The organism is Rhodococcus sp. IEGM1428 (assembly GCF_050321865.1).
Taxonomy (GTDB): domain Bacteria; phylum Actinomycetota; class Actinomycetes; order Mycobacteriales; family Mycobacteriaceae; genus Rhodococcoides.
The window spans coordinates 45,524-69,596 of record NZ_JBNQFW010000008.1; the positions used below are offsets into that span (position 1 = coordinate 45,524).

The following is a 24,073-nucleotide window of genomic DNA, read 5'->3' on the forward strand; positions in this document are numbered from 1 at the left end:
GATGGGTGCGTGCGATCCATAGGTTGTGGGCCAGTCGCACGCACCCATTGCTAGTGGCTCAGAGCCAGCCGAAGACCACTGACCAGAACCAAGGCTGCTGGGAAATCCACATCGGGGTATCGGAATCCTTTCTGTGAGAACGGGTGTGAGGAACGCCGGTGATGTCCCGGCGGGGTCAGGCAGTTCGGCACACGATGAGGCGGTCGAAGCGTCACTGCAAGACCCGCGCCGATCCACCGATTGAGCTGCAGGCGTCAGGAGCTCCTGCAGCTCACGACTGGGTGTCAGGCGGGACCCCCAGTCGAGATTGGGGGTCAGGCCACGTCGCTGAACTCGGTGGTGAGTCGGGGTTCGTTGGCGGGTTCGCGAAACGTCATGTCCGCGTCGGTCCATTCGCCGAGGAGCTCGCCGGTGTCCTCGCACCGCAACTGATGCACGTCGTGCGTGCCATGGCGCAGCGAGCAGATCGCGAAACCGAAAGTTTCGGTGATCATCGCCGGGCAGAGTCGCGGGTTACGATCAGAATTGAGGTGTAACACCGAGTCGAGATGAGAAGATGTCATTGTCGTCCTCCGAACCGATTGCAGTTCGTCTTGCGGCAATGAAACGGGTCGCACCCCGGTTCAATGCCTGCTTCGGTAATTGGTCGTGGAGCTCGATGGAGAAGAGGCCCTCAGCGTCGCCAGAGACGTCCAATCAACGATGGCGCTGAGGGTTTCCGTAATTTTTGGCGTGAGTCGCCACCGTGATCGCGGATGGGCGAGCGGGCGCAACGAAAGATGCGCGGCGGCGAGGTGCCGGTCCGGCACAACCTCGCCCTCGCCGCCGCACCGATGCTGCTGTCCCGTGCGGCCGGCATTCTGACGCGATCTGTGGCCTGAACTCCGGCTCGTTGATGCGTCAAGTTAGGTTTCGCCTCGACTGGGGCCAGCGGCAATTGCTCAATCGGCACTGCATTCCCTCCGTCTCGGCGTTTGTATTAAATCTATACCCTACTTTTATCACCATATTTATCAACCCCATGCGGGGACTGTATGGAACGGATTCGGGCACAGTTATGGCTCATGAGGAACGAGGAGCCCCGCGAGTGAGTCGACGCATATTGCGCGGCTTCTCGCGGGAGGCCTTTGTCGAGCAACGCGACAAGGCGAAATGCAGCCGCGCCGACCTCGCCCGACTGGCCGACATAAGCGTGGGCGCTGTGTTCGCGTGGGAGACCGGTACCGCCACCCCGCAGGTCGACACCTTGCTCAAAGTTGCTGAGGCACTGTCTGTTCCGATCGGAGCGTTCATCGAATTGAACGAGAACGACCGGTACCTGGGTGACCTCAGGGTGCTGGCCGGATTGACGCAGCCGCAGCTTGCGCAGAAAGTTGGAATGTCGACTACATCGCTGGGCACCCTCGAACGAGGGGAGGCGCGATTGAAGGACGACGTGGCGCAAAGGTTGGCAGAAGCGCTCGGGTGCTCGGTCGACCAGGTGGAGGCGGCGTACCAACGTACGCGGCAGCGGCCACCCGGCGTCGCGCCCTGACACTGACCTCAAAATCGACTCCCCGAATCTGCACAGCTCAAAATAGGCCTTGCGCATATGCAGCCGTCTCGACCAGCGAGAGCGGGGAGATCCCCCTGTGGGGGGCGCGTCTAGGGATGGTACAGAACCGGCTTTTGGGTGTCTACGCCTCGAGTCGAATAAGCACGAACGCTGCGTGGACGCCTCCTTCGAGGGTCACTGGCTCGATCACGACGTCGGCGGAGAGGTACTCGCCGTCGATCCCCATCACCCGCACTTGCCCCTCGCTGCGCCCGATACTTTCTGCCCGTCGCATCAGGAGGATCGCTTCGCCGAGATCGTCCGGGTGGATGGCTGGGGCGGGCTCGCCGGCAACGCCCTTCCAGGCAATGCGATCCGAGGCCGCCGTGACCCAGCGGATGAAGTTCAGTGTCCGGAGGCTCACGATGGCGGCGTGTTCGCCTTCTGCGCGGGCCATACGTAGATAGTGGCCTTCGAGGTGCATCAGTGATTGGGGTCCGTCCTGGACGACCTCGCCCAAATTTTGGCTGACGCCGACCGAGCAACGATGAACTTCTCCTCCACGCTCGACGTCGAGAATGCGGAGTGAGAAGTGGGCCCGCCATTGCGAACCGTCGCGACGCTCGACGATCCAGTCACCCTGGTAGCCGGCCCCGACAGTCTTCGTTTCGATCAGGCTCAGAGCGCGGGATTCCCCGCCATCCTTCATCACCACCTGATCGAACATGGCTCCGATGTGTCGCTCCTGCCCACGATGCTCGGGTGGGAGGTCGGCCATCGCGGCCCATTCCTGGCTGCCCAGAGCGGTGTAGGTGGTCAGATCGATGATCCACGCGCCTGCATCGTTGTGGACGGGCGGGGGTTCCATGCCCAACGGCACCGATACGAGCCACACTGCATGCATCCGCCCCTCGACGAGAAGGGGATGAGCAATGATTCGGCGGTCACCATATTCCGTGTCGAGAGGCTCCTTGGTTCGACGAAGCCCGGTGATCACGGAGCGAATCGTGGTGAGACGATCGTCGCTGAACATTCTGCTGAGCTTCATGAATGGCTTAGGGGACTTCCCCTCAGACACGATCGTGGGATCTCGGCTCTCGTCAAACGTTTCGATCAGTAGCCAATGCCGCGTCTTCTGACCGTTTGCCTGGTTGTTTGTCACGATCTAACCTCCCCGTTGGGACCCCGACAGGTCACCTGTATCGACATCTCGAAGCCCGCAGTATGTCACTGTGACTCGCGTCATCGGCGCGGATGACCTGTCATTCCGATCAACAGAACGGACACTCTTGCCGATGCCGCAGCACGTGACCTTCGACAGCGCATTCTTCCAAGAACCACAACACCTCTACCGGGCGTTGCGCAATGATGGTCCGCTGCACAGGTTTACATCGCCCACCGGAGTGACTGGATGGATGATCACCGACTACGACGTAGCCCGCCGCGTTCTCAATGATCGATCTGTGATCAAAACTCAGGACACGATGGCCGGGGCGGATCCAAGTGCGCAGCCGCGCGAGCTGTCGGCTCGCCTACGGTCGTGGTTGAGGGAACGAACATCACCGTGGATGGTCAGCCATATGCTCGCTGCGGAGCCACCCGATCACACGAGGTTGCGGGGCGTCGTTCAGAGCGCGTTCTCCCCCGCGGCTCTCAGAGCGCTGGAACCCGCTATCGAACAGTATGCGACCGATTTGATTGCCAAGCTGGATTCTGAATCCGGTTCGGAGCCAGTTGATCTGGTGGAATCCTATGCGTTCGCGCTTCCCGTTCAGGTCATCTGCCGAATCCTTGGTGTTCCCGACCGACACATGGGGGCCATCGGTGAGGCATCCAGAGTTTTGTCCGACGTGATCGTGGCAGATCCCGATGACCTCCGACGAGCCGCTCTGACGCTCGCCAAGATCATCTACCCGCTGATGCGTAAGCGCCGCCGGCACCCGACGGACGACGTTCTGTCCCTGTTGATGCAGGCCAACCGAGCGAAGCAACTCTCTCTGCAGGAAGCGATGTCTACAGTCGCGCTGCTCTTGATCGCAGGCCACGAGACCACCGTGAACCTGATCGCAAACACGACGCACCTTCTGCTCGAAGACCGCACTGCTCTGATGCGTCTACAGGCCGGCGACACTCGCTTGCGTGACGTCATCGAAGAGTCCCTTCGATTCGAACCTCCACTGCCGACAACGACTTTGCGGCAGGCAAGTATCGACCTCGACATCGACGGAACTCTCATCTCCGCCGGCGACATTGTGATGATCAGCTTGGCGGCAGCGAACCGAGACCCCGCCAAGTTCGACCAACCGGACACATTCGATCCTGCCCGTGCAACTCGAGGAAGCCTGGCATTCGGCCACGGGATACACCACTGCATCGGGGCGCCGCTGGCTCGGCTCGAGGCCGAAATTGCGCTCAAGAAGCTGGTCGCGGCCTATCCCGACATGCACCTCGACACCGATATCGGAGACGCTGTGTGGCGCGAAAGCATCGTGTTCCGTGGGCTTCGATCGCTGCCGACACGCCTCCACTAGTCCTTATACGCTCCCTGTTCTTTTCGCACTGGCCGCGGACTTGTGCAGCGTATCGACGCCCGTCTTTGCAACGATGCCGAAATTGACACGAAAGCGGGTATTACAGTCGTTGGCGAAGCCACGGAACGACCAGCAAGTATGCGGGGCCGAACGACCTCGTTGCGATGTCGACAGCGCGAGCGTCTGCTCCTACGAGTACGCGTACCGCTCCATTCGCAACCCCGTGCAGTATTTGGGCAACAACAGCCTCGGGATCAGTCCGCGCGAGCCGGTCGAAGGTTTGAGCCACTGAGCAATGATCCACGCCTGGTGCGACCTATGCGGGGCAATTGACGTCTTCACCCCACCGGGATACACGCACGTCACACGCATACGATCTCCGAATTCTGCGCGCATCTCCTGTGTCAGCGCTTCTGTGAAGCCCCGAACGGCAAACTTCGATGCGTTGTATGCGGACGAGTTGGGAGACGCCATCAGCCCAAATGCGTACGAGACATTGCAGATGCGGCCTGCGGCAGACGTTTTGGCTATCACAGGTAGAAAAGCTTTCGAACCTCTCCTATGGGCTTCCGCTCAGGGAGTACTCGATGTAGTGGTCGTCCCACCAACGCACATAGACTGATGAATTGGTTTCGAAGCCATCGCGTCCGTAGATGCCGAACATGAGTGGGATGAAGTGGCCGTGGATCGAGATCGATTCTCCTTCTGGGAGTTCGAGCAGTGTTGCACGATGGGACTTGATGTAGGTGCGTCCATCGAAGGGAAGGGTTGTTGGGGCGTCGTAGATCCATAAAGGGCTTCGATAGAGCAGGCCGAAGGCCGCGTACGCCGCAATCAGAACCGCTGCAATCACTTTGACACTCAGCCGGGCACGTGCGCGGCCGTGTCGGGGTTTGTCCGAATGAGGCTTCGGTGTCGTCACGATGTGGGGACAGGCTGCACGGATAGGTGCGAGACTTTCCACACTCCATCAGCGTCGACGGTCAGCTCCGCTGTGACATCCTTTTCCGAGCGCGGCGATGTTGATTGCCAGGTGCCGTCGTCCGCCTTCTGGCTCCAGGAAAGCCATGTTACGGCTCGTGCCGCGATAGTTGCTGTGGATCCGCTGATCACCGGGGCTTGCGAGGACAGTAGCTGTGCTCCGCCGTCTGTCTCGCGGTATCCACCTGCGGCTTCTGCTGTCAGTGTGGTGTCGAACGCGCGGGTCTCAGACGCGAGCGCCCCATCCGTGAAGTACTGAGCTAATTCTTGGGGGACCCGCCCTTTCTGCTCATCGATTTCGTTGGACGTCACATCGGACTGCGCCGTCTGTGCGGGTGCAATTGTGACGGTCTTTCGGGTGGAAAGAGCCTGCGCTAAAACACTCTCGATCGACGCAGGGGCTTGTGAGGATGGTGCAGTGTCCGAAGTCGGGGCGGCAGGGCTACTCGATGTGGGCGCGGTACTCGTTGTCGGGGCAGCGACCGGCGGCGTCGTGGTGCTGACCGCCGGCGGTGTCGTGGTTGCAGGGGGATGAACGGTGGTGGTAACCGTCGACGTCGGCGAACTCGGTGTTGCGGAAGGCGTGGAGGGCGTGGAGTAGGCCACGGCAGACGACAGTGAGGCTGTACCTATTGCTATAGCGGCGAGAAGGGTCAATCGGTTCAATCTACGCATGTTGGATCCGTTCCCGGTTCAGCTGACGCCGTCATTGATGTGGACGAAATATACTCGCGTGCTCTTCCAGTCATCGTTACCTTTCCACATGGACCAGAACGAGTGCTGTCGGGCATTTGTGTGCCCATCGACGCTGCCTGCAATTGCCGACTGATCACCGCTCGGTGGCAGCTCAGTGTCGTAGTCGCCGACGAAAAACGATGCGTGGTCGATCACACCGTCATCGGTCCAGTCGTAAAACATGACATCGCCGGGCTGCATTGCTGCTGGAACATTGACTGAGCTTTTGTCACTGATGCTGGTGACGCTACCTAGGTCTGTGGCGATCGTCCCGTTACCGGAGTTCGAGTTGTGAGTGAGTAACCACTGTCGCAGATCAGGTGCAACCGAGAACGAATGTGTCCAATATCGGGCACCGGTTTGACCGACCTGGCCTTCGACACCGAACCAGTTGTTCGCGTCCTCCATCGCCGCAATGGAGGGCGTTCCGCGCCACTCGAGGCCGCCTTCATGTAGGGCTTGTGATGCGAAACTGGTGCAGTCGTCGCCGAACATCGGATACTGGTCTGTGTTGAATCCGTCCCACCACTGTTCTGCGTAGGCGACGGCCTTGGCGCGGTCATAGCTTGCAGGCCAGGTGATCGATCCGCCTTCGAAGTCTTGTCTTTTACCTCCGTTGTAGTCGTACTCGTCGCTGGTGGGAAATCCGTACGAGCTGTTTTCCCACCCGGCGGCTTCCCATTGATCTCTGATAGCACCCCACACTGGGTGCGCTCCGGTAGCCGATGACCAGTAGATGGAGCCGCCTTGGAAGTGGTTGAACTTTCCGTTGTTCCGATCGACGCTGACCTCATCGGTGGTGGGGAATCCGAGTGCTCCAGCCTCCCATCCTAATTGCGCCCATTTGTCTCGTATAGCACCGCCGATCTCGTTTGCGCCCGTGGAATCGGACCAGTAAATCGATCCGTTTTCCATGGTGTTGTATCGACCTGTGTTATTAGGAGTGGAGGTTTCACGTGTGATGGGGTAACCGAGTGTGCCTGTTTCCCAGCCCCAATCTCTCCACTTGTCCCGTATCACGCCTCCGATCTGATGAGCTCCGAGGTCAGAGCGCCAATAGATGGAGTTTCCGAGTGCGGGTGCGGGGCGCTCGAAAACCTGAAATCGTCCGTCGTCGGCTGTGTGAAGTTCATCGGAAACGGCGTATCCGACGTTGTCCGGCCCAACCGCGAACCATTCTTGCTCGATGTCTCCACCCACGTTATGCCCATTGCTCGGTGTGTCCGCGCCCGCTGGTGTAGCCGCCAACATTGACAGTGCAACCGACAGTGTTGCCGCACAGGTAATTGTCTTTTTAGTCCATTTGGTAGCAGGTCTCGGCTGCACTGGCCTCAATCTTTCCTTGATGTACTGGAGCCCGGACGGTAGATCTGTTGTAAGGGGACCGAAGTAAGTACAAAGGAAGATACAGCGCGGATCTGCAGTAAGGGAATCCGAATTCGTTTCGTTCAGATTGCAATTGGTCAATATCTTCGCATTTTCTTGGTCAAGTTATTGCAATGTGAACAGGTGGTTCGATTTTATTGACTGTAGCGATACTTTAGTTCAGTGCATGTGGCTGATATTTTACCTGAAAGCAATCTCTAGGGTGGTTATGCCGACTCGGCAAGCAGCCCCTTTGGTTCCAATTCAATGGTAAAGCTTGGAGTAGGATTCGGCATGTTCTGGAGCGGGCGTGTTGCCAGGTCCTTTAACTGTTGGCCAAATAAGCGTTCCAGTGGCCTGTGAAATATCCCGCATTCCGCGGCATCCGCCGACTCCCCAGGAGGACTGGCAGCGACACATGGCCACGACAAGCGCCTCGCGTTTCACTGTCGCAACCTGATCGGGCAGTTGCTGAACGGCCCTCGGGTGAAGCGCATGCTTGCAGACGATGGGGAGGTCATCGCCGCGGACCTTGTCGCGCGGCTTCGAGCTTCTCGCGCCCGATGGCCGGTGGGCCGGGCCATCGACGAGACCATCCGGAAGCTGACCGGCGATGCACTGTTCGACGATTGCTGGCGTCGTCCATACGTCGGTGTACCCGCCGGCAACTTCGTGACGTATCGAAGCCCAGCTGGCCGAAGAAACCCGCTTCCAGCACAGCACATGGCGTTCTACCCCCGCGACGCTCAACACCTCTGGCTAATCCGTGCTGAAACCCGACAGCGGCTGAGGAGGCTACGTGGATTCGACTCGCAATATCCGCACTGACAATCATTGCCGATAATATAGATTATGTCAAGTAAACCTCTGCATGTTGCATCTGATGAATCATGCAGCTCTAACAGGCTGACTGCGTGCACCTCTTGTTGAAGCACGAAATCTGTTCAGAGTGAGAAGGTTACGTGCTGTCTGGCAGGCCGCCCGTTCGGACGTCCTCCCCAAGGCATCGTCAGCCTGTAGTTTTCGCAGCTCAACATCATTCTCTGGCAGTGCTATTGACAGTAATGATGCATCTGGTGAATCATTGAATCGTTGAACGAGACGGCGGAGGGGTGTCATGGGGGTCGACAAGAGCGGACGCGTCATCCTGGTCGACTCGGTGACACCACTGCGTCCCGAGGAACAAACGGTCGAAGACATGCTCACGGGATGGCGGAACCAGCAGCTGTGCCGAAACCTGCAGCTCGGGACCATCGAGCAACGACAGCAGGTCGTCATACGGTTCATCGACTACACCAACGAGTTCCCGTGGGCATGGACACCGGCCATGGTCGAGGAATACTTCGGAGACCTCCGCTCGATCCGGCGAATCGCACACTCGACGATCCGTAGCCACCAGACCTCGCTCAAGCTGTTCTGCTCCTACATCAGCAACCCCGACTACGGGTGGGATCGACTGTGCGAGAGCCGCTTCGGTACACACCCCGCTCAGGTGTTCTTCGAGTGGAACACCGCAGCACACGTCCAGGACAACGAGCAGACACCGGCCAAGCGGGCCTTCACCAAGACCGAGCTGCAACTGTTGTTCGACCACTCCGACACCCAGGTCGAGACGATCGCGGCGACAGGCCGCAAGGGATGGCTGCCGGCCTACCGCGACGCGGTGATGCTCAAACTCGCCTACTCCTACGGGCTGCGCTTCAACGAAGTACGTCACTTACAGACCGTCGACTTTGCCCGCAATCCCCACGCACGAGAGTTCGGCCGCTTCGGAGTTCTCAATGTGCGTTACGGCAAAGCCAAACGCGGGTCACCCCCGAAACGGCGCAGCGTCCTGACGGTCTTCGACTGGACACCTGAGATCGTCGACGACTGGCTCACCCACGGCCAGCCCTATCTCGATGCGGGACTCGATCTGTTCCCGTCCGAACGTGGCGCGCTCGTTGCCGAATCGACCTTGATACGCCGGTTCCGGCGCTACTGCACCGAGCTGCAGCTCTCCCCCGGGCTGGACCTGCACTCACTGCGCCGCTCGTACGCCACCCACCTGATCGAAGACGGCTGGGATCCGCTGTTCGTGCAACAGCAGATGGGCCACGAGCACGCCAGCACCACCTCCCTCTATACCTGCGTGTCGAGCGACTTCCGCACCCGCACGCTGCGGCGAGCCTTGGATGCCACCGTGAGCGACGCTCTCGGAATGGAAGGAGAAATCTCGTGAAACGCACCGTCGACTACACCTGGCGCCTACCCGAGCTGATGGCCGCACACGGCATGCACAACAGCACCGACCTCATCCCCCGCCTACTCGAACGAGGAATCGCCCTCTCCCGCCCTCAGGTCTACCGCCTCGTCACTCAACGACCCGAACGTGTCTCACTGCAGATGATGGCAGCGCTCTGCGACATCTTCGGCTGCGGAATGCAGGACCTGGTCACCGTCACCGCAGCAGACGAACGCAAGAAGCGAACTGCAACGTCATCGGCACCGAACGTCGTAGAGCTCAACAAGACAGTCCGACCGCGACGCGCACGAGTGATCCGCGATGACCATTGAGATCCGACCCCGTAACACCGTTCGAGGGCGACCGAGAACCGGTGGCGGATTCACCTGCGATCGATGCGGACGCGAGGCCGGCAAACCGCGCGTGCGCTGGCCCGACGGCAAGATCTGCGGAACATGCTTCCACGCCGCGGTGCGCACCCACGGATACTGCGGAGCATGCGGATTCGAGCGCATGCTCCCCGGACGAGTCGAGGACACAGCGGTCTGTGTCGACTGCGCCGGAATTGCTACCAACTTCCACTGCACCCGGTGCGGCACCGAATCCGAACACTACCGACGCGGCATCTGCGCGCGCTGCGCACTCCGCGACGACCTCACCTCGCTGCTCCTCGACAACCCCGCCGACCCTGCCACCATGAACACACTGGTGGGCATCTTCTGCGCCGTGGACCGCCCCGAAAGCATCCACACCTGGAAACGATCCGCCAAGGTGCACGAGCTGTTGCGCCAGCTGGCAACCGGCCAGATTCCAATGACCCACGAAGGCCTCGACAGCGTCGGCGACGATCGCCGCACAATGCACCTACGGGGCATCCTCGAACACCACCAACTGATCCCGCCGCGTGACCGCTACCTCGCCCTCTTCGAGGACTGGATCGCCGCAAAGATGACCGCTGTCGGCCAACCCTCGGTTCGGCGCTACGCCGAACAGTTCGCGACCTGGCACCACCTCAAACGAGTCCGCGCCATCGCAGCCGCAGGCAAACCCACCCGCGGACCCGTCCACGCCTCCAAACAGGACATCGCCGAAACCATCAAGTTCCTGACCTGGCTCCACGACACCCACAGCCGCACCGCCGCGACATGCCGCCAACTCGACGTCGACGAATGGCTCGCCACCGGACCCACCACACGCCAGGTGATTCGAACGTTCTTTGTCTGGGCCAAGACAACCCGCATCAACCGGAACGTGACGATCGCCCACCGCTCCCCCGCCCCGACAGCCACCTTCACCCAAGACGAGCGACTGCACTGGATCCGAGAACTCCTCACCGGCAGCAGTGAATCTCTCCCGTATCGAGTGGCCGGGATTTTTCTCCTGCTCTACGCTCAACCGATGGTCAAGATCGCTGCACTGCGCAACGATCACGTCGCTACTGACACCGACGGACTGTGGATCACCCTCGGCGCCGAACCTGTCCCGGTGCCCGAACCCTTTGCGGTGCTTGTTCGAGGTTGTATAGCTTCACGCACAACGCAACTCACCGGCACCGACAACGGCTGGCTGTTCCCCAGCGTCCGCACTGGACGCCACCTGCACCCCAACACGATGATGGACCGAATCCGATCACTCGGAATCAACCTGCTCGGCGCGCGCACAACATCCCTACGTACTCTCGTCACCCAGGTACCACCGCCGCTCGCAGCCGAAATGCTGGGATACAGCTACTCCGTCGCCCACCGCCACGCCGAACTGGCAGCGCAGCCATGGTCGCAGTACGCCACACAGCGAAAGTAGTCTGAGCTTTTCGCGCATTCAACAGCTGCGCAACAGTACGAAAAAATTGGAGTCGGTGGGTCGTTTGGTGCGATAGCCGACACACGGTCGGGAGAGCACCCCGCGGTGAGCATCGACAACGTGTCGGCAACACCAGACTCAAACGCGCACTGCATCTTTCGGCGTTCTCCTCGCTGAGGGAGCCAGCATCGCGTGAATACTATGACCGCAAACGGGCAGAAGGTAAAGACCACCGGTCGGCGTTGGTGTGCCTGGCCAGGCGGCGCACCAATGTGCTCTACACGATGTTGAAGACGGGATGCGAGTACGAACGCCGGAAAGTCCGGCGGGCTCCCGTGGCTACCGCTGCGGCGTAGCGCCTCGCCCCGACAGCGTGAACGCTGTCCGTGATCAGGAGTTGTCGAGCTCGCGGAGCTGGCTGGTCATGTCACCACCGGCGTCGCCGGTGTTCACCGTACCTCGAGGTTCGAAGAGCAGAGCCTCTACTTCTTCGGCCGCTTTCGGGCAATGCTCCACCCCGCGTGGCACAACGAAAACATCGTGCGGCCCGAGTACGACATCGCGGTCCCGCAGCTGGATGGTGAGCTCGCCGCTCAGGACGAGGAACAGCTCTTCGGTGTCGGGGTGGGTGTGCCACACGAATTCACCCTGCAGCTTGACGACCTTGACGTCGTAGTCGTTGATGCTGGTCAACCTATGGGGCTGCCAGTGTTCGGAAATGGTCGCGAGAGCGGTCGTGATGTTCCGGACATCTGCAGTCATGTGAGGACAGTACCGATTCACCGTTCTCATCTCGTGCTGATGGGTCGCAGGACGGAGCCGGGGCCGACGGCTCGCCATCGGGCGCGTGGAGTGAACGCGTTGGTGGTGCTGGGCTGTTCGCTACGGTGAGGCGATGACGTACACGCGGCACGAGCCGATCGCAGGCAGAGCATGCTGATCCAGCACCGGGGCCTCGGTCCCGACGTTCACCCGGACGCGTTCGTCGCGGCGACGGCTGTTCTCGTGGGTGACGTCAGAGTTGCTGCAGGGGCTCGGGTGCTTCACGGTGCCGTTCTCTCTGCAGAGGATGGTGCGGTCACCATCGGTGAAGACACGGTGGTGATGGAAAATGCTCTCATCCGTGGCCGCGCCAGCCACCCTGCAGCGATCGGTTCGGCTGTGATGGTCGGCCCCCACACGCACATCAACGGAAGCGTCGTCGGTGATGAGGCCTTCATCGCCACGGGGGCTGCTCTTTTCCCGGGAAGCCGGATCGGTGCCGGAGCCGAGGTCCGAATACATGGCATCGTCCAGGTCAATACCGTGGTCGGCGACGGTGTAGTGGTTCCGATCGGCTGGGTCGCTGTCGGTGACCCCGCGCAATTGTTCTCACCGGATCGCCACGACGAGATCTGGGCCATTCAACGGGAACTCGGTTTCGGCCAGACGGTCTACGGGGTGGGCAACGACGTGTCGATGCGCGACCTCATGAACGGCCAGTCTGAGTTCTACGGCCACCACCGGGACGACACGATCGTCGAACCCATCGGCGGCAAGAACGACTAGCCATCCGCGACACTGTCGCTCGGTGACACTTGCTCGAGCGTGTCGGTTCCGTGGATGTCGCCTCAGACCTCGTGCCAGGTCTTGGCCACGATCCTGAAAACGCCATCAATATTCGCCAGCGTGAGGTGGTCCAAGAACGTGTGCTCGTGGATGCGCAGTCGAACCTTCGCCACCGCCATGTCCGGGGAAAGGAAGTCGATCGAGATCATGGTGTCGTCCCGAGGCTGCCCAACAGACGCGGGTGACTGCCGCAGGCGGATGACCTCCCGGTAGTCGCTCACGGGCATTGCAGTGAATGCTCCGTCTGTGACATCGAAGAGGCTTGCCGTCGGGTGGAAGATCTGATCGAACTTGTCGAGATCGCATTCATGAAGCGCCTCGAAGTAGAGCTCGATCGCCGCAGCTGCAGGCGGGACGGACGCGAGCGACATAGCGTTTCCTTCGGTCGGGAACCGTCAGCCTATCGAGCCGTAGCGCTGGAGTACTCAGAAGAAGGCCAGCTGAGCGTCGTCCACACGTCCACGACCGGAACTCGCCCTGCTCGATCTGGCCGACGGTCCACGTCGAGTAGGAACACCGAGTGCACAGGGGTGTTTCGAGCAGAGCTCCGTCACCGCCCGGTAGGTCAATTCGGCTCGGACACGAGACCGTTCGGCGGAACGGGCACGCCCCACCATGGTGTCGCGCTCGTTCCACGCCGACTCCCACACTCGTGAGCCCGGCACCGGTGCGGCCAGAGCCCGGTCGGCCAGCCGGTCCAAAAGCTGATCGATTCCACCCCGATCGGAGCGGATCGTTGAAACGATGACTACCACCGAGCACGAGCACATCGGCGCTGTCCGCGATCGCCTCGCAGCCCTGTTCCCCGATGTGCCGCGCTCGGTCATCGATGACACGATCGCCGCCGAGCATGCCCGGTTCGAGGGCAACTCCATTCGCGACTTCGTTCCGTTGTTCGTCGAACGCAAAGCCCGCGAGACTCTGCAGACCCAGTAACTCTTCCGGCCGAACTACCTGCATTGGAACGGTTCTCGGCTGAATGCTGCGCTCGCCCGGCGGATTGCGGCATCTCGATAGGGATTGTCAAGGGGCAAGTTCGGCAGATTGTAAATGGACAGGGGCACCGGTTCTGAGCAACCGTGGACAGTCGAGGATGAGCCTTTTGTATTTGATCTCCGTTGCCCGGTCTCGGATTCGATGACCTTCCGCGTGTGGGGTGGGGCAGTGGCTTCGGGGCGAGGTGTCGGCCTCGGCGCTGCCCATCCTCGAGTGAGGCGGTGTAATGCGGGCAGTAGGGCCCAGTTCAATGTTGCGACCAGGATGGTGGCGTTGAAGACGACGACCGCGAGCCGGGGCCAGTGCTCAGTGATCGGGATCGGAGCGAAGTTCAGGACCAGACTCACAGGTAGGACAGCTGTGTAGGTGATGACGGCTTGCCGCCAGGTTGCGGGGCGAAATGCAGGTCTCACAGGGTGCAGAATCCCGCGCGCCAGCTCGAGTGCTGCAACTCGAGTCCGTTGTCACGGGCGCGTGCATTCGATACTGGGCGACCGATGTTGCCAGAGGCAGAGATATGTGCCGCCACCGATCCGTCGCCGCCGACCGCGGTGGCGAATCGAGGTACCCACTGGTGTCCCGTTGCGGGTTCGTCGTCGACGATGTTCCACGTCCCGCTTGTCCATCCCAGAGCGATCAGGGTCGCGTGAGCAGCGTCAGAGGTGTGCAGGAACGACGCCACGGTCTCGGTCGCCGCCAAGCGGCCTGATCGTGCATCCCGCCCGTACCGTCCGCCGCGGGAGAACCAGGTGCCAGGCCCGTAAAGTTGGCCGAACCTCAGCACGACATGTTCTGGTACCTCGGTCACCGCCGACTCGAGGGATCTCACCGCACCGATCGTCGTGCGCCTCGGCTCGGTGGTGTCGGGATCGAGAGGTTCCGCTTCTGTGGCCGGCGTGGTGCTGGAGGGGTAGACCCAGGAGATGCTTTCCGCGACCATCCTCGGAGTTCCGGCGGCCAGCGCCGCATCGACGAGATTCCGTGTGCCTGCGACGCGCAACCGTGCGTTGCTGGCCGAGTCTCCGGTGCTCAGATCGGTCAGCAGATGCACGATCGCATCTGGGCCGGACTGACTCACGGTCTCGAACATGGCGGCCCGGTCGAGTGCATCGACGACCACCGGGGTCGCACCGAGTTGGCTGATGAGTGCTGCACGGGCAGGAGCCCGAGTCGTAGCGGTGACCTGGTGGCCGGCGGCAGTGAGCAGCGGGATCAGCGCGCGGCCGAGCACACCGGAACCACCGGCGATGAAGATGCGCATAAGGAACCTTTCACGATGGGAACGACAACGACGTTACGTCGAAGCTGGACCAGCAGACAGATCCAGAACAACGGCATTACATTGGTCCAATGGTTGCTTTCCTTCGCCTGAATCCGTCGTTGCCGAAGGTGCGTGCGGTCGAGCACTCCATCCGCGATGCGATCACGCGAGGTGATCTCCTACCGGGAGCCAGATTGCCTGCCACGCGAGAGCTCGCCGCCGAACTCGGCATCGCCCGAAACACCGTGGTTGCTGCGATGGATGATCTGGTTGCCGAAGGTGTGCTCGAGGCTCGCCCGCGAGCGGGGACTTTCGTCGCCCGCAGAACCATCTCAGCCCACCCTGCGGATACGACGGTTCCTGAGGTGCGACCCACATTCGATCTGCGACCGGGTCGACCCGAGCACGGTTCCTTCCCGGCCGCGCGATGGCTCGCGGCCACCCGGCGCGCCACCTCATCCCCCGAGCTCCCACATGTCCACGGCGGCGTCTTCGAGCTACGCCGCCAACTTGCGGCGTATCTCGGTCGAGCCCGTGGCGTGGACACCACCGCGGAGTCCATCGTCATCTGTGCGGGGTTCCGCACCGCCTGCACTCTTCTCGCAGCAGCACTCGCATCCCGAGGGACGGCATCGATCGCGATCGAAGATCCGTCACTGCCCGCGCTCGACCGGCCCTGGCGCACTGCCGGGCTGGCCGTGACCGACCTCGCCGTCGACCACGACGGTGCCGACGTCGAGCGGCTCGGCAACGATATCGGTGCGGTCCTACTGACTCCGTCGCACCAGTTCCCGATCGGCGGGGCTCTCTTACCGGTCCGGCGTCAGATCGTCGCCGACTGGGCCACGGCGAACGCGAGCTACATCATCGAAGACGATTACGACGGCGAGTTCCGCTTCGATCGCCGCCCGATCGCTGCCCTGCAGCGAACCTTGCCCGACCAGGTGATCTACGCCGGGAGCACGAGCAAAACCCTCGACCCAGGACTCCGGCTCGGCTGGCTCGCCCTTCCACACGACCTCGTCCAGCCGGTCATCGACGCATCCGAAGAACTCACAGGTGCCGCCCCGACCCTCAACCAACTCGCTCTCGCAGACCTCATCCGCACCGGACACTACGAACGCCACATCCGACGACAGCGCCGCGAGTACGCCCGCCGTCGTGCCTACCTCCAACACGCGCTCCACCGCGCGGGCAACGATGCGCCCGGCATCCCCGCAGGACTCCACGCACTCATCCCCGTAGACGAAGAACACGAGATCCGCGCACTCGAGCCCGAGTCGATCGACGCCGATGGTGTCGCAGTGCACGCACTCGCGCGCTACACCCGCAGCCGGCCACAACGGCCCGCGATCATCGCCGGATTCGCCACACCATCACGAGCCCAATTCGAGCCAGCAATCGAAGCGCTCGTCGCATGGCTGAAGGCGCCGCCCAACACCGATTGAAGCTGCGCCGGTGACTTCGGCGGTTGCCAGCGGCCCTGGGTGTACGGTCCGGCAATGCCGGTCGATGCAGATAGTGAGCGACGATGGCCGGGCAGCAACCCGCCCGCTTTTGAGTTGCGAAGGAGATAGAAGCACGTTATCCAGTGGACGTCTGCATGTGCTGCGCTGTAGGGCTTTTCGCAAAGACTGCCTGTCGCTATGGTTCATGATGTCTTGTCGCATTGGGAGTGGTCGTGCGGCGACTGGGCCGACCATCTCGGCGAGGGATACTGGATTGACAAAGGAGTGATCGGTGTTCCCGCAGAAGGTCGGCTTGCGTCGGTGGTTCCGACGGAGTGGACTTCGATGGTTAGTCCATTTAGGAGCGTTGGTGCATGGGTGTACTGCGTCGCTGGCATCGACGCCGAATGCGGTGATTTCGCCGAGGTCGGGCGGTTCGTCCTTGCTGGCTGACGGGTACCGTGGTGCGTTCCGTCGATAGCGATAGCGACCGTGAATGGCAGGAGTGGCATGGGTGACTCGAAGCGGCCACTGCGCGCCGACGCGGCCCGCAACCGGGCGCGGGTCCTCGAGGTTGCGTACGAGGCACTGGCCACCGAAGGCACCTCGGTATCGATCGACGAGATAGCCCGACGGGCGGGCGTCGGAGCCGGGACGGTGTGGCGCCACTTCCCCACCAAGGCTGCGCTGTTGAGCGCGGTGATCGTCGGCCGCGTCCACACACTGGCCGACACTGCCAGAGAGCTGCTCACCAGCGGCGATCCCAGCGAGGCGGTCTTCGAGTTCCTCCGTGTGGTGATTGCCGAGGGTGCCCTCGACCGCTCACTCGCCGATGCGATGGCAGGCTCGGGTATAGATCTTGACGTCGTCGCACCGGGAGCCGAGGACGAATTCCGCACTGCGCTCGGCGAGCTGCTCGTCGCAGCGCAACGCTCCGGCTCGGTCAAGGCCACTATCACTGCGCCTGACCTCAAGGCACTGATCGTCGGAGCCCTCGCGATGCAGGCCTACGACGCCGAGGTCGCCGACCGCGTGACCGAGATGGCCATCCTCGGCCTACGTCCCTGAGTCCATGCCCGGATGGGCGCTGATCACGCCATCATCTTCTCGCACGCAAAGCGAAGATGTGTACGTTGATTTAAGCGGGGCGCACGCCCCGGTTAATTTGGAGCACATCCTGTGTCGCCTTAGCGGCCACACAGAAAGGGCAACGTCATGCGAACACGAATGCTGGGAAGTTCAGGGATCCAGGTCGGCGAGATCGGATTGGGCTGTATGGGTATGAGTTTCGCCTACGGCGCAAACCAACGCGACGCCTCGGAATCATCGCGGGTGATCAACACCGCGATCGACCTCGGTGCCACCCTCATCGACACCGCGGACGTCTACGGCCCGTTCACCAACGAGGAACTGGTGGGTACCGCCATCAAAGGACGCCGTGATGAGGTGACGTTGGCGACGAAGGTCGGGATGGTGATCGATGACCGAGGCGGTCTCGTTCCCAACGGACACCCTGACCACATCCGATCGGGCGTCGAGGCCTCACTGCAGCGACTCGGCACCGACGTCATCGATCTCTACCAGCTTCACCGGGTCGACCCCCAGGTTGCGCTCGACGAGACGTGGGGGGCCATGGCCGAGCTGGTCGAACGTGGTTCGGTGCGGGCCATCGGACTGTCCGAAGTAACCGTCGACCAGCTCGATACTGCCCACGCGATCCATCCGGTCGCCAGCGTTCAGACGGAGTTGTCGCTGTGGAGTACCGAGCAGCTCGATGACGTCGTGCCGTGGTGCGCAGCCCACAACGCAGCGTTCATTCCATACTCCCCTCTGGGTCGAGGCTTCCTCACCGGTGCCTTCGGCTCGAGCGACGATCTCGAGGCCGATGACTGGCGTCATAGCAACCCTCGGTTCAGTGCAGAAGCGATCGCCGCCAACCAGTCACTGCTCGACGCCGTCCGTCAGGTCGCCGACGATCGCGACGCCACGCCGGTGCAGGTTGCGTTGGCCTGGGTCCTCGCCCAGGGCACCCATGTCATCCCCATCCCGGGAACCAAGCGAGAGAAGTACCTACGCGAAAACCTCGAAGCCAGCGCTTTGGTTCTGTCCGCGGACGACCTCGACACGCTGGCGTCGATCTCGACCCGCGTGGTCGGTACCCGCTACTGAACCTCTACTCGGCTAGCGGAGCGGGGCGACCGGACTCGATATGCACAGGTGCCAGCACCTGCGACGGTGCCGGAGCGCGAAGCAATACGACGAGTTCTGATATGCAGGGTTACCTGTAACCTCTGCATATGCTGTGCGGCTGCGGTTTTCGTGTTGGACGCATCTTCAGGTGAACGCGATCTGTCCGTGCGGGCACTCGGTGGCCAACCACCATGATCAGCTAGGCTCAGCGTTTTACGTGTTGCCCTCAACATGCCGCAGGCGGAGTCCGGCGACACCCACACATCCGCGATCACGAATCGTTTAGTCCTCGGGATATCAAGATCAGATAATTCCTGTGCAGAACTTGCGCCACACCTCGGCGGACCCGCGGTGCGGTCGCCAGCCGGTGGTTTCTTGTAGTTTCGCTGAGCTCAGGATGGGGTCGCCGTACGACACCCAGTGCCCGGAAAAGGGACTGGCTCTCAACCGGAACGCTACGTCGGCGGCGAACGAGGCACATCGCAACGGAACATCTAAAACGGTGCCACCAGAGATGTCGTATATCTGCCGTACGTTGATCGCATCGTCCGGTGCAACCTGAAATACACCATCGACACCGCTCTCGACCACGGACACCATCGCGTGCGCGAAATCTTCGACATCGAGAAATTGGTACCAGGACCGGGTAGGCGATGGATAGATACCGACCCGACTTTGAAAAGCTTGCAGTGCGGAGTTTCGAAAGTTAGGACCCACCACCATCGATGGCCTCAGAACAATCAGACGTGTCCCATGGCTACCGTTACGCGCGATCAACTGCGCTTCGACATCGCGCTTGTGCTGTGAATATGTGTGTCGTCCAAATGACTTCGAAACCTCACTTTCTACCCTGTACCGGGGTTTAGTGCCTCGATCCGCCAACCCGAGAGCATTGGCACTCGACACGAACACAAAGGTATCGACGTTGCGCCGAAGGGCGTCCTCGTACAGAAGAAGCGATCCCATGACGTCTTCGTCGAACGCCGCACCACGGTCTCGACTCTCCTCGACGTTGAAGGCGCAATGGACCACTACTGTGTTTCGCTGGAAGACTCCGTCGGGTACGGCGCGACCCAGCGCCCACCCGACACGCTCAGTGCCTGGCGGTGCTTCGCTCCGCGTCAGGCACGTAACGTCAGAATCGCGGGCCAGCCAGAATTGCGCAATGTATCCTCCGATGTCGCCCGATGCACCCGTGATTACGATGTGTCGAGCACGGACGGCTTGTGCGCCACCGTTCATGCTGCCGGAGTCCGCTCCAGTTGACTCAGGACGGTAATGAGTCTGTCGACATCAGCCGTTGTGTGATCTGCCGTCAGGCATACTCGAAGGATTGCCTGCTCCCTGGGGACGGCCGGGTAAATAGCTGCACCCGCGTAGATCCCGCTTTGCCACAACGCATTCGTCAGTCGAATGGCGTTTTCCGTCTGGCCTACCATGAGCGGAACGATCGGTGAGAAGTCGCGTTCGCCGTGATCTTCGCACCATCCGTGCGTGACCAACTGGTCAACCGCGTACCGGTGAACAGTCCGAATGCGTTGTCGAAGTTCGTCCCCTTCTTCTGACATGCACACGCGCAGCGCCGCACGCACGGCCGCGACGATTGGCGGAGGACTGGACGTGGCGAAAATCATAGAGTTGGCAACAACTTTCACGGAATCGACGAACTCTTCGGTTCCGGCAACGAACCCGCCCAAACCACCGAGCGCTTTGGATAACGAAGCCATGACGAAGATGTCCGCGGAATCGTTCAGTTCCGAGTCGGCAGCGGCCGCAAGACCGCCACCAGCGTAACCGTACAGGCCCAGTGAGTGCGCTTCGTCGATCATCAGTAGTGCACCGAACTTGTGTGTCAGCGTGGATATTTGGCTGATCGGGGCTATTGACCCCTCCATCGAGTAGACACCGTCCACCACGACCAGTGGTTGACTACCTTCGTACTGAGACAGGAGCCGCTCGAGATCGGCCATGTTGTTGTGCTCGAACCGCTCGACCCTGCATCCACTCATGCGGAGGCCGTCGCGGACCGACGCGTGTGCGTATCGATCGACGATCGCGACGTCGTCCCGGGTCATCATCGAGGACAACAGTCCGACGTTTGTCTGATATCCGGTGGGAAACACGCACGCCGCCTCGCGGCCTGTCAATGCCGCAAGGTCGTGCTCGAGGTCGAGGTGCAGGCTGGTTGTCCCGTTGAGCAGTCTGCTTCCGGTGGTCGAGCAACCATAGGTCGAGGCGGCTCGTTGCAGTGCCGAGACGACCTCGGGGTGGTCCTTCAGACCCAGATAATTGTTCGAGCCGAACACCAGCGGACCTCCATCCGCACGCGGGGTTAGTGCTCGAAAGTAGGGATTGGCGTCGAGGTCGTTCAACATTCGTTGCAGGCGCGCCTGCGGATGATCTACGACGCGAGCTATGAGCGGGTGCATGTCTCAAACCCTTCTTCGAATCCATGGCCAGCCCGCAACGGGGCTGTTCTAGACGTAGTTCGGTAGCACATATCCGCCGCCTTTCATCAACGAGTCGATTGCTGCCTGGTTTTCCGCATCGTTCGGCGGGTGGAAACGATATGCCTGCAGTGTGAGAGCCAATCTCGTTGCGGGAGAGTCTTGAATGAACCCCATTCCGCCGATCAGTTCCATGATCGTCGAGAACCATTCGTCGATCGTCCGCCGGAGCGCCATCCTTGCCAGCAGCAGGTCAGTGGACAGGGCAGCGACTTCTGACGCTGGGCATTGATCTGCCCGCTCGGCCAGTCCGCGCAGCTGCCGGTCGTGCAAGTCGAAGGCCGCCGAGATCCGTGCCAACTGCTTCGCCTTCACGTCCGCTAGAGGGCGTTGCGCCAATTCGTCGACCAATCTGAACGACGCACCGACGTACGAGGCGCTGATGAGCAGTCCGAACAGAAAGTATCCGAAGAGCTCGGACAGTGCGTCGTCTTCCGAGACATCCTGTCTGAAAACGAGTTCCGCGGGTACCTCGACGTTCTCGAACACCAGCGCGTCGGACTCTGCGGCAGCAAGTACGTTGGAATGCCAGAACGGTTGTGTCGACAGGCCCTGGGTCGAATTGGGCACCAGTGCGACCATCCGCATGCCGTTCTCGCGGTCCCGCCCGCTTGTCATGGCGAACGTCATCGACCGGGCAAGGCTGCAGGGTGCCTTTCGCCCGTTCAAGACGAACGTCTCACCTTTTTTCTCGAAGGAGAACTTCGGGTCGAACACTGACGAATATGGCTTACCTTCCGAAAATGCCGACGCAAAAACGGAATTGGCCCCAACGACTGCTCGGATGACCTCTACTTCCTCATCCGGCGCTCGTGTGGCATGAGATACCAGCGTCTGAATGGAAACGTGGTGCATGGTGGTAGCGGCGGCAAGCGACGGAGAATAGGACCCCAGCCGCACCTGCATATCGTATGCTTCGGCAGACGTGAATCCGAGACCACCGAGATTCTCCGGAGCCACACTGCGAACCAGAGGGCTGGTAGACCACCGTGGGATGACCGAGGAGTCGTTGCCTTCGAGATCCTGGAATGTCTTCTGCGCCAGATCTTTTACGAAAGCACTGACTTCTTGTCGATCGGTGTCCGGGCCCGTCCTGGAATGATGAACGCTGTTCATGGCTACTTCCTCGTCGTCTATGGGTTGCACCGGAATTGATTGAGCTGCGGCGGAATTTGTGCTTCAAGTGGTTCTGATGAGGGCCGAGATGTCGTGCAGTGTCTGCTCGACGGAGACGTTTTCAGTGTCGAACGTGGGCACATCGAACCTTCGGGCCAGCTCGTAAAATTTGGCTCGGTACGACTCGAATTCCTCTGTGGGTCCTGGAGTTTCGCCTCTACTGGCGCACCGAGCGATCATGGTCGCAGCGGGGGCATCCAAGAAGACGGTGGTCGGCAATGGTTGCCAGCTGCCCCAGAATTCCGATGGAAGGTCGACGTAGATGGATGCCCAGTGCCTGTCCATCCACAGAATGGAGCTGTCTGGATGAAGGGACTGCATTCGTAGCACTGCGCTCTGCGCCAAGCGGGATCCTGCCGAGAAGTCTCCGTTCTTGAGCAGCCAGGCGATGTGATCACCCAGAGAATCACTGAAAGGACGCACGGCCAAGCCGCCGAATGCTGCTGCTAGAGCTCTGGTCATCGACGTTTTTCCGGTACCGTCGTGTCCGTCTATTGCGATGATCCGAGGTGCGCTGGAACTTCCGTTAGAACCGTCAGTCACGGTAAACACCGTCCAACATCTGGTTCAGTAGCGCGGGATCGTAGCGCTCTGCGATTGTCGGTGACGACAACCGGGCACCACGCCGGTAGTGAACAAGGCCCTTGACCACGCGGACGATAGCAGCGGCAAATGCCCTGATGTCGCCTACCGGAACTAATTCCCCGGAAGTCCCCTCTATCAGCATCTCCCTGTTTTCACCGATGTTCGTGACCACCGATACCAGGCCCGACACTGACGCCTCAAGCAAGCTGGAGCTGAAGCTTCCAGAGGACCGCGCATCGAGGAACACATCGTGGTCGGCAAGTACATCCGGCAGCGCTGCGTTGGGCACGGAGCCGACGAACACGATGACGCCGTCTGGCACTTCCAACCGCTGGAGAACCTTCTCGATGTCGCGAGTGCGTCGGCGGTCCGGTGAATCGTCCTGCCCCACAACCGTCAGAGAAATACTTGGGCACGCACGGTAAGCAACAGCCACCGCCTCCAGCGCAGCTTCCAATCCCTTGCTGACATTGAAGGCGGATTGCACAATGAGCAACCTGACTCGACCCTTCGAGTCGCCTACGCGTTGCGATCGACGCGCACAGACAGCTCGAAAGGCAGACAGATCGACGAACGGCTTCAAAATCGCGATTCTGGTGGGGTCGACACCGTACAACTCGGTCGCCAAGTGCCCCATCTCTTCCGACGGAACGGTGACCATGTCCGCTGCGGCGAAGATTGCCCGTGCGGGGGGACCGAGATCAGGATGTTCGTATATGTCCTGCGTCAGGTCTCGCCCGAACGTCGAGACGATCAACTCGGCCCGGAGTTGCCACTTCGCAATCAAAGCGGCCTGGGCTGTGTAGCCGGCGTAGAACGCGTGGATGCGGTCCGGTCTACCCTCTCCAGACATCCCGCAAATGACGTCGAGGATCGAGCACACGCCGCGTAGAACCGTGTTGGAGTCGATTTCAGCGTCGGTCCGCAGCGGGTAGTCCGGTATGTCGGGCAGCGTCGTGATGGACACTCGCCCATCCACACTCGGATCGACAGACGGCCGTGTCTTGGCTATGACATCGACGTCGTGCCCACGCCGTTCCAACCGCTGCATCAACTGCGCCGCGAACAGAGTACTTCCTGATTCGTATTCGAGGTCTGGAGTGGGAAGGAGGAGTATTCGCATGGAACCGTC

Annotated in this window: 25 protein-coding genes and 1 pseudogene; 13 read left to right on the forward strand and 13 right to left on the reverse strand. The window is 61.1% G+C overall.

Going from position 1 to position 24,073, the window contains the following annotated elements; translation table 11 throughout:
* Positions 1-314 precede the first annotated feature (314 nt).
* Positions 315-494 carry a hypothetical protein gene (locus tag ACQR3T_RS25910; RefSeq protein ID WP_428695428.1) on the reverse strand — a complete coding sequence of 60 codons (180 nt, stop codon included), beginning with the start codon at positions 492-494 and terminating at the stop codon, positions 315-317.
* Positions 495-755: 261 nt separating this feature from the next.
* Between ACQR3T_RS25910 and ACQR3T_RS25915 the strand changes: the two genes are divergently transcribed.
* Positions 756-881 (forward strand): hypothetical protein, encoded by a 126-nt coding sequence (locus tag ACQR3T_RS25915; RefSeq protein ID WP_428695429.1) that lies wholly within the window; start codon positions 756-758, stop codon positions 879-881.
* Between the two features lie 206 nt (positions 882-1,087).
* Positions 1,088-1,534, forward strand: a complete 447-nt coding sequence (locus ACQR3T_RS25920) for a helix-turn-helix domain-containing protein (protein ID WP_428695430.1) — start codon at positions 1,088-1,090, stop codon at positions 1,532-1,534.
* A 142-nt stretch (positions 1,535-1,676) separates the two neighbouring features.
* On the opposite strand, the gene ACQR3T_RS25925 is transcribed toward ACQR3T_RS25920, so the two are convergent.
* Positions 1,677-2,696: a GAF domain-containing protein gene (locus ACQR3T_RS25925; protein ID WP_428695431.1), complete on the reverse strand. Its 1,020-nt coding sequence runs from the start codon at positions 2,694-2,696 to the stop codon at positions 1,677-1,679.
* Positions 2,697-2,829: 133 nt separating this feature from the next.
* Here ACQR3T_RS25925 and ACQR3T_RS25930 point away from each other — a divergent pair, with 133 nt between their 5' ends.
* A complete protein-coding gene (locus ACQR3T_RS25930; RefSeq protein ID WP_428695432.1) occupies positions 2,830-4,065 on the forward strand; it encodes a cytochrome P450 family protein in 1,236 nt (411 codons plus the stop codon).
* Positions 4,066-4,254: 189 nt separating this feature from the next.
* Here the strand turns inward: ACQR3T_RS25930 and ACQR3T_RS25935 are convergent, their stop codons facing one another.
* The 3 genes from ACQR3T_RS25935 to ACQR3T_RS25945 form a co-directional block, all read right to left on the reverse strand.
* On the reverse strand, positions 4,255-4,599 hold the full coding sequence (locus ACQR3T_RS25935) for an SDR family oxidoreductase (protein WP_428695433.1): 345 nt from the start codon (positions 4,597-4,599) through the stop codon (positions 4,255-4,257).
* 25 nt (positions 4,600-4,624) lie between these two features.
* Positions 4,625-4,987 (reverse strand): hypothetical protein, encoded by a 363-nt coding sequence (locus ACQR3T_RS25940; RefSeq protein WP_428695434.1) that lies wholly within the window; start codon positions 4,985-4,987, stop codon positions 4,625-4,627.
* Positions 4,988-5,739: 752 nt separating this feature from the next.
* Positions 5,740-6,981 carry an amidase domain-containing protein gene (locus ACQR3T_RS25945; protein WP_428695435.1) on the reverse strand — a complete coding sequence of 414 codons (1,242 nt, stop codon included), beginning with the start codon at positions 6,979-6,981 and terminating at the stop codon, positions 5,740-5,742.
* Between the two features lie 570 nt (positions 6,982-7,551).
* Between ACQR3T_RS25945 and ACQR3T_RS25950 the strand changes: the two genes are divergently transcribed.
* The 5 genes and pseudogenes from ACQR3T_RS25950 to ACQR3T_RS25970 all read left to right on the forward strand — a co-directional run.
* Positions 7,552-7,974, forward strand: a complete 423-nt coding sequence (locus ACQR3T_RS25950; RefSeq protein ID WP_428695539.1) for a hypothetical protein — start codon at positions 7,552-7,554, stop codon at positions 7,972-7,974.
* Positions 7,975-8,263: 289 nt separating this feature from the next.
* Positions 8,264-9,367 carry a tyrosine-type recombinase/integrase gene (locus tag ACQR3T_RS25955; protein WP_428695436.1) on the forward strand — a complete coding sequence of 368 codons (1,104 nt, stop codon included), beginning with the start codon at positions 8,264-8,266 and terminating at the stop codon, positions 9,365-9,367.
* Entirely contained in the window at positions 9,364-9,702 is a 339-nt protein-coding gene (locus tag ACQR3T_RS25960) for a helix-turn-helix domain-containing protein (protein WP_428695437.1), read from the forward strand. Before ACQR3T_RS25955 ends, ACQR3T_RS25960 begins: the two co-directional genes overlap by 4 nt.
* Positions 9,692-11,170 (forward strand): recombinase XerD, encoded by a 1,479-nt coding sequence (locus tag ACQR3T_RS25965; protein ID WP_428695438.1) that lies wholly within the window; start codon positions 9,692-9,694, stop codon positions 11,168-11,170. Before ACQR3T_RS25960 ends, ACQR3T_RS25965 begins: the two co-directional genes overlap by 11 nt.
* Before the next feature lie 89 nt (positions 11,171-11,259).
* Positions 11,260-11,526: pseudogene (locus ACQR3T_RS25970) on the forward strand (IS110 family transposase); the annotation flags it as partial.
* A 34-nt stretch (positions 11,527-11,560) separates the two neighbouring features.
* On the opposite strand, the gene ACQR3T_RS25975 reads toward ACQR3T_RS25970, so the two are convergent.
* A complete protein-coding gene (locus ACQR3T_RS25975; protein ID WP_428695439.1) occupies positions 11,561-11,932 on the reverse strand; it encodes a cupin domain-containing protein in 372 nt (123 codons plus the stop codon).
* Positions 11,933-12,103: 171 nt separating this feature from the next.
* Here ACQR3T_RS25975 and ACQR3T_RS25980 point away from each other — a divergent pair, with 171 nt between their 5' ends.
* The gene (locus tag ACQR3T_RS25980; protein WP_428695440.1) at positions 12,104-12,718 is read left to right on the forward strand and encodes a gamma carbonic anhydrase family protein; all 615 of its coding nucleotides are present in this window, start codon (positions 12,104-12,106) and stop codon (positions 12,716-12,718) included.
* Between the two features lie 62 nt (positions 12,719-12,780).
* Here the strand turns inward: ACQR3T_RS25980 and ACQR3T_RS25985 are convergent, their stop codons facing one another.
* Positions 12,781-13,149, reverse strand: a complete 369-nt coding sequence (locus ACQR3T_RS25985; protein WP_428695441.1) for a nuclear transport factor 2 family protein — start codon at positions 13,147-13,149, stop codon at positions 12,781-12,783.
* A gap of 373 nt (positions 13,150-13,522) precedes the next feature.
* Here ACQR3T_RS25985 and ACQR3T_RS25990 point away from each other — a divergent pair, with 373 nt between their 5' ends.
* Positions 13,523-13,714 (forward strand): three-helix bundle dimerization domain-containing protein, encoded by a 192-nt coding sequence (locus tag ACQR3T_RS25990; RefSeq protein ID WP_428695442.1) that lies wholly within the window; start codon positions 13,523-13,525, stop codon positions 13,712-13,714.
* 469 nt (positions 13,715-14,183) lie between these two features.
* Here ACQR3T_RS25990 and ACQR3T_RS25995 read toward each other — a convergent pair whose 3' ends face one another.
* Entirely contained in the window at positions 14,184-15,035 is an 852-nt protein-coding gene (locus tag ACQR3T_RS25995) for an NAD-dependent epimerase/dehydratase family protein (protein WP_428695443.1), read from the reverse strand.
* 89 nt (positions 15,036-15,124) lie between these two features.
* On the opposite strand from ACQR3T_RS25995, the gene ACQR3T_RS26000 reads away from it, so the two are divergent.
* The 3 genes from ACQR3T_RS26000 (at position 15,125) to ACQR3T_RS26010 (ending at position 18,652) form a co-directional block, all read left to right on the forward strand.
* The gene (locus tag ACQR3T_RS26000; protein ID WP_428695444.1) at positions 15,125-16,483 is read left to right on the forward strand and encodes a PLP-dependent aminotransferase family protein; all 1,359 of its coding nucleotides are present in this window, start codon (positions 15,125-15,127) and stop codon (positions 16,481-16,483) included.
* 510 nt (positions 16,484-16,993) lie between these two features.
* Positions 16,994-17,551 carry a TetR/AcrR family transcriptional regulator gene (locus ACQR3T_RS26005; protein WP_428695445.1) on the forward strand — a complete coding sequence of 186 codons (558 nt, stop codon included), beginning with the start codon at positions 16,994-16,996 and terminating at the stop codon, positions 17,549-17,551.
* Between the two features lie 147 nt (positions 17,552-17,698).
* Positions 17,699-18,652 (forward strand): aldo/keto reductase, encoded by a 954-nt coding sequence (locus ACQR3T_RS26010; protein ID WP_428695446.1) that lies wholly within the window; start codon positions 17,699-17,701, stop codon positions 18,650-18,652.
* 324 nt (positions 18,653-18,976) lie between these two features.
* Here ACQR3T_RS26010 and ACQR3T_RS26015 read toward each other — a convergent pair whose 3' ends face one another.
* From ACQR3T_RS26015 to ACQR3T_RS26035, 5 genes are all read right to left on the reverse strand, one after another.
* A complete protein-coding gene (locus tag ACQR3T_RS26015; protein ID WP_428695447.1) occupies positions 18,977-19,915 on the reverse strand; it encodes an NAD-dependent epimerase/dehydratase family protein in 939 nt (312 codons plus the stop codon).
* Positions 19,912-21,102, reverse strand: a complete 1,191-nt coding sequence (locus ACQR3T_RS26020; protein WP_428695448.1) for an aminotransferase class I/II-fold pyridoxal phosphate-dependent enzyme — start codon at positions 21,100-21,102, stop codon at positions 19,912-19,914. Before ACQR3T_RS26020 ends, ACQR3T_RS26015 begins: the two co-directional genes overlap by 4 nt.
* Positions 21,103-21,150: 48 nt before the next feature.
* Entirely contained in the window at positions 21,151-22,296 is a 1,146-nt protein-coding gene (locus ACQR3T_RS26025; protein WP_428695449.1) for a hypothetical protein, read from the reverse strand.
* A 63-nt stretch (positions 22,297-22,359) separates the two neighbouring features.
* Positions 22,360-22,818, reverse strand: a complete 459-nt coding sequence (locus tag ACQR3T_RS26030; protein WP_428695450.1) for a hypothetical protein — start codon at positions 22,816-22,818, stop codon at positions 22,360-22,362.
* Between the two features lie 73 nt (positions 22,819-22,891).
* On the reverse strand, positions 22,892-24,064 hold the full coding sequence (locus tag ACQR3T_RS26035) for a glycosyltransferase family 4 protein (protein ID WP_428695451.1): 1,173 nt from the start codon (positions 24,062-24,064) through the stop codon (positions 22,892-22,894).
* Positions 24,065-24,073 lie beyond the last annotated feature (9 nt).

Coding starts and splice junctions, on each gene's coding strand:
- ACQR3T_RS25985 (WP_428695441.1), bottom strand. CDS start 13,149: ATGTCGCTCGCGTCCGTCCCGCCTGCAGCTGCGGCGATCGAGCTCTAC.
- ACQR3T_RS26010 (WP_428695446.1), top strand. CDS start 17,699: ATGCGAACACGAATGCTGGGAAGTTCAGGGATCCAGGTCGGCGAGATC.
- ACQR3T_RS26025 (WP_428695449.1), bottom strand. CDS start 22,296: ATGAACAGCGTTCATCATTCCAGGACGGGCCCGGACACCGATCGACAA.
- ACQR3T_RS25990 (WP_428695442.1), top strand. CDS start 13,523: ATGACTACCACCGAGCACGAGCACATCGGCGCTGTCCGCGATCGCCTC.
- ACQR3T_RS26015 (WP_428695447.1), bottom strand. CDS start 19,915: ATGAACGGTGGCGCACAAGCCGTCCGTGCTCGACACATCGTAATCACG.
- ACQR3T_RS26035 (WP_428695451.1), bottom strand. CDS start 24,064: ATGCGAATACTCCTCCTTCCCACTCCAGACCTCGAATACGAATCAGGA.
- ACQR3T_RS26000 (WP_428695444.1), top strand. CDS start 15,125: ATGGTTGCTTTCCTTCGCCTGAATCCGTCGTTGCCGAAGGTGCGTGCG.
- ACQR3T_RS25930 (WP_428695432.1), top strand. CDS start 2,830: ATGCCGCAGCACGTGACCTTCGACAGCGCATTCTTCCAAGAACCACAA.
- ACQR3T_RS25975 (WP_428695439.1), bottom strand. CDS start 11,932: ATGACTGCAGATGTCCGGAACATCACGACCGCTCTCGCGACCATTTCC.
- ACQR3T_RS25910 (WP_428695428.1), bottom strand. CDS start 494: ATGATCACCGAAACTTTCGGTTTCGCGATCTGCTCGCTGCGCCATGGC.
- ACQR3T_RS26030 (WP_428695450.1), bottom strand. CDS start 22,818: ATGACCAGAGCTCTAGCAGCAGCATTCGGCGGCTTGGCCGTGCGTCCT.
- ACQR3T_RS25965 (WP_428695438.1), top strand. CDS start 9,692: ATGACCATTGAGATCCGACCCCGTAACACCGTTCGAGGGCGACCGAGA.
- ACQR3T_RS26020 (WP_428695448.1), bottom strand. CDS start 21,102: ATGCACCCGCTCATAGCTCGCGTCGTAGATCATCCGCAGGCGCGCCTG.
- ACQR3T_RS25915 (WP_428695429.1), top strand. CDS start 756: ATGGGCGAGCGGGCGCAACGAAAGATGCGCGGCGGCGAGGTGCCGGTC.
- ACQR3T_RS26005 (WP_428695445.1), top strand. CDS start 16,994: ATGGGTGACTCGAAGCGGCCACTGCGCGCCGACGCGGCCCGCAACCGG.
- ACQR3T_RS25980 (WP_428695440.1), top strand. CDS start 12,104: ATGCTGATCCAGCACCGGGGCCTCGGTCCCGACGTTCACCCGGACGCG.
- ACQR3T_RS25995 (WP_428695443.1), bottom strand. CDS start 15,035: ATGCGCATCTTCATCGCCGGTGGTTCCGGTGTGCTCGGCCGCGCGCTG.
- ACQR3T_RS25955 (WP_428695436.1), top strand. CDS start 8,264: ATGGGGGTCGACAAGAGCGGACGCGTCATCCTGGTCGACTCGGTGACA.